The organism is Actinomyces sp. ICM58, assembly GCF_000283035.1.
In the GTDB taxonomy this organism is placed as follows: domain Bacteria; phylum Actinomycetota; class Actinomycetes; order Actinomycetales; family Actinomycetaceae; genus Pauljensenia.
On sequence record NZ_ALIY01000097.1, the window covers coordinates 20,867 to 29,099 of the forward strand.

Annotated in this window: 8 protein-coding genes; 1 reads left to right on the top strand and 7 read right to left on the bottom strand. The window is 69.1% G+C overall.

Features of this window, described 5'->3' with window-relative positions; translation table 11 throughout:
- Positions 1 to 13 precede the first annotated feature (13 nt).
- The 5 genes from HMPREF1138_RS04880 to HMPREF1138_RS04900 all read right to left on the bottom strand — a co-directional run bounded on the left by HMPREF1138_RS04880 (position 14) and on the right by HMPREF1138_RS04900 (position 3,752).
- Positions 14 to 1,348 carry an MFS transporter gene (locus HMPREF1138_RS04880; RefSeq protein ID WP_009057208.1) on the bottom strand — a complete coding sequence of 445 codons (1,335 nt, stop codon included), beginning with the start codon at positions 1,346 to 1,348 and terminating at the stop codon, positions 14 to 16.
- A gap of 75 nt (positions 1,349 to 1,423) precedes the next feature.
- On the bottom strand, positions 1,424 to 1,957 hold the full coding sequence (locus HMPREF1138_RS04885; RefSeq protein WP_009057235.1) for a dihydrofolate reductase: 534 nt from the start codon (positions 1,955 to 1,957) through the stop codon (positions 1,424 to 1,426).
- Complete coding sequence (locus tag HMPREF1138_RS04890) at positions 1,954 to 2,757, bottom strand: thymidylate synthase (RefSeq protein ID WP_009057215.1); 804 nt, start codon at positions 2,755 to 2,757, stop codon at positions 1,954 to 1,956. Before HMPREF1138_RS04890 ends, HMPREF1138_RS04885 begins: the two co-directional genes overlap by 4 nt.
- Position 2,758: 1 nt before the next feature.
- Positions 2,759 to 3,184 (bottom strand): OsmC family protein, encoded by a 426-nt coding sequence (locus HMPREF1138_RS04895; RefSeq protein WP_009057211.1) that lies wholly within the window; start codon positions 3,182 to 3,184, stop codon positions 2,759 to 2,761.
- Between the two features lie 85 nt (positions 3,185 to 3,269).
- Positions 3,270 to 3,752 (bottom strand): DUF2505 domain-containing protein, encoded by a 483-nt coding sequence (locus HMPREF1138_RS04900; RefSeq protein ID WP_009057206.1) that lies wholly within the window; start codon positions 3,750 to 3,752, stop codon positions 3,270 to 3,272.
- Positions 3,753 to 3,849: 97 nt separating this feature from the next.
- Between HMPREF1138_RS04900 and HMPREF1138_RS04905 the strand changes: the two genes are divergently transcribed.
- The gene (locus HMPREF1138_RS04905) at positions 3,850 to 5,310 is read left to right on the top strand and encodes a sensor histidine kinase (protein ID WP_009057237.1); all 1,461 of its coding nucleotides are present in this window, start codon (positions 3,850 to 3,852) and stop codon (positions 5,308 to 5,310) included.
- Between the two features lie 106 nt (positions 5,311 to 5,416).
- Here HMPREF1138_RS04905 and HMPREF1138_RS04910 read toward each other — a convergent pair whose 3' ends face one another.
- On the bottom strand, positions 5,417 to 5,668 hold the full coding sequence (locus tag HMPREF1138_RS04910; protein WP_009057212.1) for a WhiB family transcriptional regulator: 252 nt from the start codon (positions 5,666 to 5,668) through the stop codon (positions 5,417 to 5,419).
- A gap of 149 nt (positions 5,669 to 5,817) precedes the next feature.
- On the bottom strand, positions 5,818 to 8,233 hold a 2,416-nt coding region (locus tag HMPREF1138_RS04915; RefSeq protein WP_009057224.1), incomplete at its 5' end, for an FtsK/SpoIIIE domain-containing protein.

Sequence of the window (8,233 nt, forward strand, 5' to 3'; positions counted from 1 at the left end):
TGGGGCACTCGTCCTAGTCTCGCGCACGGGACGCGACGTTCAGCCTGCGCAGCAGCCACCAGGAGCACGAGCAGGACAAGCCGACCAGGCACAGTGCCACCAGGAACGGCGACAGGGGCACCCAGCCGTACAGGGCGGTGGCGCTCACGGGGGCGACGATCCAGGTGATCGCGCCGGTCGCGTTGATGATGCCGGCGATGCCGCCCTGCTCGCGCGCGTTCACCGCCAGGGACGCGCCGGCTGAGTAGCCGGGGGAGGCCATGCCCGAGGCGACGCCCATCGCGAAGGTCGAGGCCGCGACCGCCCACAGCGTCGGCGCGAGGGTCAGGCACGTGAGGGCAATAAGGGCGAGCGTCATGCCCGCGCGCAGCAGGGCGCGAGGCCCCCATCCCAGGCGTGGCACGACGATCAGCTGCATGAGCATGGCGCCCGCCGCGTTTGCCAGCAGCATGAGGGCCGTGATCGAGACGGCGGGCGCGGGCTCGAGCCCGCCGCGGTCCTGCACGAGAAAGCCCATCGTGATCTGAACGACGCCATTGGCGAAGTAGATGCCGAACACCGAGGCGATCCATGGCGCGATGCGCCGGTCGGTCCATCGCACCCGCGGGGGCAGCTTACCGTCCGTGGTCGCCGCGCTCGCGCCGTCCCCCGCTCCCTCAATCGACGAGGCCGGGGTTGCCTTCTCGGGCGTCGTATCCTCAGCGCTCAGGCGGGGCAGGCGCCTCCTCGGACGCACGGATGCTCCGTCGCGGGGCAGCCAGATGAGAGCGATTCCCAGCGCGACGAGGACGAAGATCGGGGTCGCGTGCACGGGGCCGAAAATCCACCACGCGCCCAGCGCCGACGAGACGAGGGAACCCACCATGACGGACAGGTTGATCGCGCCGGAGAACGCGGACGTCCCGCGCACGCGAGAGGCCTCGTCCGGGGTGACCTCGGCGACCAGGGCCTGCCCGGTCGGCGGGATCGCCGCGACGGCCGCGCCGAAGAAGGGGCCGCGCGCCGCCATGATGGCACCCGCCGCCAGGAAAGCGCCGATGGATCCTGCCGCCCGCGCCCACACGGCCGCCGAAAAGAGCGTGCCCGCGGTGAGCGCCAAGAACAGTGCCAACAAGATGACGCGCCGGCGACCCCACGCGATCGAGCGGCGCCCCCAGAACTGGCTGAGCGCCGTCACCGCGGCGGCCGCCAGGGACACCGCCGCACCCACGATCCACTCGGGCAGCTCCAGCGCGCGAGAGAGGGGCGCGATCGACACGTTGAGCATATTCTGCGCCGTGTACGTAAACAGCGCGATCGCCACGAGCGCGCGCAGCGTCGGATTCGTCAGCAAAGGTGATGAGGGCACAGTGCATCCTACGACGAAGGCCCCGCGCGTCGCGCGGGGCCTTGCCGGACAGACGTCATAACGGGGGAGCGGTGCTTAGCGCTGCACCCAGGTACTCACCCTCCAGCGGGCGTCGCCCGAGCGCTCACGCCACTCGCTATCGGAGCGCGACTCGTCCCGGCGCCACAGCGCCGGATCCAGCGGCGGCGCGTACACGAAAGTCGCCCCCTCGGGCGCGCTCGCGGCCACGTCCAACTCCAGGTCGGTCACCACGGCCTCGTCCAGGAGAGGCAGAGTCTGCGCGTAGACTTGGGCCCCGCCCGTGATCCAGATGTAGGGGGCCCGAGTGCGCGCCGTTTCCTCGCGCGCAACCTCTAGGGCCTCCTCAACGGAGGAGACGACGAGCGCGCCGGCGGCCTCGTACCCGGGGGTACACGTGATGACGATGTTCGTGCGACCCGGCAGGGCGCGCCCGAGAGCCTCCCACGAGCGGCGCCCCATGATGATCGGGCAGCCCATCGTGGACTCCTTAAAGTGGCGAAAATCCGCCGGGACGTGCCACGACATGGCGGTGCCCGACCCGAGGATCCCGTTGCAATCCTGGGCCCAAATCGCGGCGAGCTTCGTCATACCGCGACCGGAGCCTTGATCGTGGGGTGGTGCTGGTAGTCCGTCACCGAAATGTCATCGAAGGAGTACTCGAACATCGAGGGAGCCTTCGCGAGCTCCAGGCGCGGGAACGGATAGGGGTCGCGGCTCAGCTGCTCGGTCACCTGCTCGGTGTGGTTGGAGTAGATGTGGCAGTCCCCGCCGCTCCAAATGAAGTCGCCGACTTCCAGGCCCGCCTGCTGGGCGAACATGTGGGTGAGCAGCGAGTAGGACGCGATGTTGAAGGGAACCCCCAGGAACATGTCAGCGCTACGCTGGTAGAGCTGCAACGACAGGCGGCCATCGGCCACGTACAGCTGGAAGAACGCGTGGCAGGGCTCGAGCGCCATCTGCGGCAGGTCGCCGACGTTCCACGCGGACACCACCATGCGGCGCGAATCCGGGTTCGTCTTCAGCGTCTCGAGGACCTGGGAGATCTGGTCGATATGGCGACCGTCCCCGGCGTTCCACGAACGCCACTGGACGCCGTACACCGGGCCCAGCTCGCCGTCCTGGTCCGCCCACTCGTTCCAGATGCGGATGCCGTGCTCCTGGAGCCAGGACACGTTCGAGGACCCCGACAGGAACCAGAGGAGTTCGCCGACCACCGACTTGAGGTGCACGCGCTTCGTTGTGATCAGCGGGAAGCCCTTGGACAGGTCGTAGCGCAGCTGCGCCCCGAAGATCGAGCGCGTGCCCGTGCCGGTGCGGTCACCCTTGGGGGTGCCCTCACGCATAATGCGCGCCAGCAGGTTCTCGTACTGGCGGTCGACGGCGCTCACGTCAGTTGATCCGCTCGTTCGTCCACGTGTGCGAGGCCGGCAGCGCCTGGTCGACGACCGAGTGCTCGATCGTGCAATTGCGCTTGATCGAGGCTTCGGCACGGCGCAGCAGGTCCGCGATCTCCTCGTCGGACAGGGCCGACATGTCCTGCACCAACTCGACGTCCACGTGCGTGAAACGATCGCCCGCCTGGTCGTAGTCGCCGGAGACTCCGACGAACTGCTCGAAATCGTCGCCCAGGCGAGCCGCCATGCGCGCGTCCGAGCTCATTGCGTTGCAGCCCGCGATCGCGAGCTTGAGCAGGTCGCCGGGGGAGAAACGGCCCGGGCCGTGCCCGACCAGAATCTCGGCGCCATCCTGGTTGCGGGCGATGTACTCGCGCACGCCCGTGCGCTGCAGATACAGAGACTTAGGGGTATCACTCATGGCCCCTATTGTGTCGCGAAAAGACCCCGCCCGCCCGGCAACATGCGCCCGGCGGGCGGGGTTCCTCGCAGAGCGTAGAGAGCCCTCAGCGATGCTCCTCCAGCCACGACGCGGCAAGCTCGCGTTCGCGCTCGATCACACGCCCGGCGCGTGCCACCGCTTCCTTCTCGATGCGCCCGCCCAGCAGCGGGATGCGTACCGACACGTCGCCCGTCACGTGACGCTCGGCCCCCTCACCCGAGGGGGACAGGACTGAGACGGCCCGGAACGAGACCGGGGCGCCCTCCACGGTCACCGTCGAGCGAGACCGCGCCACGGCCTCGTCCCGCTTCCACTCCTCCACGAAGGACACGCGCAGGTCGCCCTTGACAAAACGCGACGCGGCCGAGGGGATGAGCTCAGGGCGAACCGTGCCCGAGAACGTGATGCGATCGCCCTCCACGGCCGCCGACGAGGAGCCTTCCACCACGAAGGAACCGAAACGACGCTCCTGGTAGCCCGGGCTCAGGAACATGGCGACGACCTCGTCGACCGTGCCCGGGTAGGTAACAGACTGGCTAAATTCCAAGGTTTTCCCTCTCTCGATATCGGCGCTGAATCGTGGTCCGGCGCTCATTTACAACCACGGGCCAGCCTTGTGGCCCCGCTCCCACTAGAGTAGAGCCATGCGTAGCCTCATGCAGTTAGCTGAAGAAGCCTCGTCGACACCGCTGTCGGAAAAGGACCTCGATTGGCTGCACCTGCTTCGAGCCGATTGGCAGGTGCTCGCCGACCTCGCAGCCGCCGACCTCGTCCTGTGGCTGCCGGCGGACGACGGCCGCTTCATCGCCGCCGCCCACTGCCGCCCCGCGACCTCCTCGACCGTCCACCTCGACGACATCATCGGCCTGCGACTGCCCGCCGCCCGCGAAGTCGACCTGCATCGCGCCATCCAGACCGGCCAGGTCGTGCGCTCGCCCGCCGCCCGCTGGGCAGGCACCTACTCGATGATGGAAACCTGCGTGCCCGTGTGCCACGACGGACGCATCATCGCCGTTGTCACCCGCGAAGAAAACCTGTCCAGCCCGCGCCTGTCCCTCGGCTTCGAAGGATGGACCACCGCCGCCGCCGACACGCTGTGCCAGATGATCGCGAACGGCGAATACCCCTACGACTCCACCCCCCAGGTGACCTCCCACGGCGTTCCTCGCGTCCTCGACGGCGCGCTCCTGCTCGACGCGGACGGGCGCGTCCAGCAGGCCACCCCCAACGCCGTGTCCTGCCTGCGACGCCTCGGCATCCGCTACGACGTCAAGGGCAAAGTGCTCGCCCAGGAAATCACCGACGTGATTGGGGATGGGACCCTCATCGATGAATCGATGGCTGTCGTCGTCATGGGCCGGGCCTCCTGGCGCGTCGAAATCTCCGCGCGCGCCTCCACCATTTCCCTGCGCGCCCTGCCCCTGGTCAACGGGCGCAAGCGACTGGGCGCCGTCATCCTGCTGCGCGACGTGTCCGAGGTGCATCGCCACGAGCAGGAACTCATGACGAAGGACGCGACGATCCGCGAAATCCACCACCGCGTCAAGAACAACCTGCAGACCGTCTCCGCGCTCCTGCGCCTGCAGTCGCGTCGCTCCAGCGAGGACGCCGTCAAGGTGGCTCTCGCCGAGGCCGAGCGCCGCGTCCAGGCCATCGCGACCGTCCACGCCGCCCTGTCCCAAAACGTCGACGAGTCCGTCGACTTCGACGAAGTTGCGCGCACGATCGTGCGCATGGCGGGGGCGATCGCCTCCACTGACCACGGCGTCGAGGTCATCACGACCGGAAACTTCGGGACCATCTCCGCCGACCAGGCCCAGGCGCTGGCGACCGTCCTCAACGAACTGGTCGCCAACTCCGTCGAGCATGGCCTGGCCGACCGCGACGGGCGCATCGAGGTGAACGCGCAGCGCAAGGGGCTGTCCATGACGGTGACGGTCGCGGACGACGGGGTGGGTTTTGTTCCGGGGACCCCCATGACGGGCCTGGGCACCCAGATCGTGCATCAGATGGTGCGCGGCGAGCTGCGCGGCTCCATCGAGTGGGCCCCGCGCGAGGGCGGTGGCACCCTCGTGACGCTCTTGATTAACCTCGACGCCGCCTGACGGGCAGTGGGGCTGTGCGCACGGGGTGCGCACCTGTTGATCAATGATCGAGGCCGGGGAACCTGAGCGGATCCCCGGCCTTGGTCGTGTGAGTGGTCGGTGCGCGTCAGCAGCCGGCGCGGCGTGCGCGCGCTGCGCGGCGCTTGAGGGAGCGGCGTTCTTCCTCGCTCATGCCTCCCCAGACGCCGGAGTCCTGGTTGTTGTCGATGGCCCACTTCAGGCAGATGCCCTTGACGACGCACTCGCGGCATACGGCCTTCGCTTCGGCCACCTGACGGATAGCGGGCCCCGTGTTCCCGATGGGGAAGAACAGCTCGGGGTCGACTGTCAGGCATGCTGCCTTGCTGCGCCAATCCATATGGGTGCTCCTTGCGTTACTGTGCGCTGTGGGATGTGGTCTATTCGTCTGTCAGTGTCCACTGGCCATGTTTGTCGCGCAAGGTGGGGGTGACGGTGACGTGGAGACGTCACTATGTGTCTGGTCACGGTGTGCGAAAAAGATGGGACTTAGGTTTTAACTGACCCTGCGGTCAGTTGGATTGTTGTTAGGGTATCACCCTCGCAGATGAGGCCGCAGGAGGGATTCCAGGGCTGTGTTGCAATCGATAGTGGGTACTTGTGACTAGCTCGAATGAGTGCGCGAATGACGTTCTCCGAGGGGTTGAGGGCAAGCAATCTGTGCCCGTCCCACCGGGTGATACGAGTCCACGCGGACTCCGGGATGATCTCGTCGATGAGGGGAGGATCCCAGCCCAACGCCGCGTGCAACGCCTCGACCGAGCAAGCGTGCGCCTCGGTGCCGACGATGATCCATGGGAGGGCGTGCTCCCATCGCGCGGGCGCGTATTCGGGTCCGATCAGGGCGGGAGCCTGTGAATTACTGACCAACGATGCAGCCTCGCTGGGGGAGGGGATGCGCCACTGGCCCCGCGTGGTCAACAAGCGCGAGCGGTGCTCCACGCCCAGGGGTGGCGCCCCGATCGGCGCGGGCTCGAGGGGCACGCAGGCGAGCGCGGTCGGCTCGCCCGGACGTGCGAGGAGCGCCTGGCCCTCGCCAAGAGCGCGCAGGTCGGAGGGAAGGAGCCCCGCGTGCAGGGCCTCGTCGGCGTCCCTGGCGCGCACAAGGCGCATCGAGAACGCCCCCATGGCCGCCGTCGAGGAGGTGAAGCGTCCACAGTAGGCGGCCACGATGACGACCCCGGCTCGTCGGGCGCGTGCTAACAACGAAGACCACAGATCCTCCGCCTGCGGGATCGACAGGGCCTGAGCGAGGCAGGCACGCAGGGCGCCGACGTCGGTCACGGCCAGGACAGATGGGCCGTGCTCGCACACGCCCTCCAGCAGATCAATGGCGCCGAGGTCGCCCGGCGAGAGGCAGGAGCGCGCCCCGCTGATTCGTTCCTCCCCGATGACATGCAGGGGGAGGAGGCTGTGCCCGGCGATCCTGGTGGCGAGGGAACGGACCCAGCGGGCGGCCACGTCGGCCTCGTGCGCGCTGGCCTGAATCTGAATGCTGCCGCCGTCCCACAGCAGGGCAGTGTGCGCCTCGATGCCTTCGACGAGCCCGAGAGCCAGGCCGGGCCACCCCTCCTTGGTGCCGGGGTGAGAACCGGATGCGCTCAGGGCACGCCCCGCATCCTCGCCGCCCACGCCAGCCCCGGCCCGGTCGACGTCCTCCCACCCGATGACCTCGGGCAGGGCGGGAGCCCACAGCGGAGCCGAGGAGGATGGGGGCCAGCGCCGCGCGCAGCCGGCGACCACCGAGGAGACGTCGGCCATGTAGGACAGCTGGAGCGTGCCCGTGCCCGCCAGTACCGCCCGCCCGGGCACGCGCGGCAGGGCGGAGGCGCGCGCGTCGCCCAGGATGTCCGTGGAATCTGCGGAGCTCACGCATCGCAGCGCCAAACGAATGTCCATGTTGGCGCGCATGCTCGCGTTGACCGCCCCCGAGGGGCGCTGCGTCGCGGCGATCAGGTGCAGTCCGAGGCTGCGCCCCTGCGCCGCCAGCCTCAGGAGGACATCCATCGAGGAGGGATGCGTGTCGGCCAGGACGCGGAACTCGTCGATTGCGACGACCAGACGAGGGGGAGGGGCCGGGACGGCCCCGGGATCGGCCTCGTGGGCGCGCTCCCAGGCCGCCAGGTCGGGCAGGGCGAGCTCACTGAGCGCGGCCTCGCGCCGCAGGAGGAGCGAAGCGATCCCGTCGAGGGCGCGTGAGGTGGCACCCGCGTCGAGGTCCGTCAGCAACGCCTGCGTGTGGGGCAGGCCGGCCAGGCGCGAGAAGGTCGACCCGCCCTTGTAATCGATGAGGATGAAACGCACGCGCTCGGGCGAATAACAGTGGGCGATCGAGGCGAGCCAGCCCAGCAGGGCCTCCGACTTACCCGAGCCCGTGCAGCCGGCTACGAGGGCGTGCGGCCCGTCCGCGACCAGGTCGAGGGACACGGGTCCCGACTCGGCTCGCCCGATGACGACGCCGAGGCCGCCTGATGCCCCCTGGGCATCGCAGGGATCCCAGTCCAGGCGCGTGGGCAGCGCGTCCTGCCCATCGGGGCGCGCGACGGTCCACCACCACCGCGTGGACACGGGCTGCTCGTCGGCGGCGCACACGCGCGCACACCACGAGGGCAGGTCGGCGATGCGTCGCGCGTAGCCGATGTGGAGGATGGGAGGGGCCTTCTCGTTCGCGGACGCTCGGGTACAGGCCGGGCATTGTTCCCGGTCGGTGACGTGGATGTCGATGCCCGGGGCTCCCAGGAGGACGGGGGAGCGGGAGTCCCACCAGACGCGCGCCCCTCCCAGCTGGGCGGCCACCTGTCCCGCGCACCACAGCGCGCATTCGGCGCCGTGCCGGCCGACGACGCCGAGGGAGGAGGCATCCCCCGGCTGTGCGGAGGCTAGGGGCGCCAGGGTGACGCGAGAG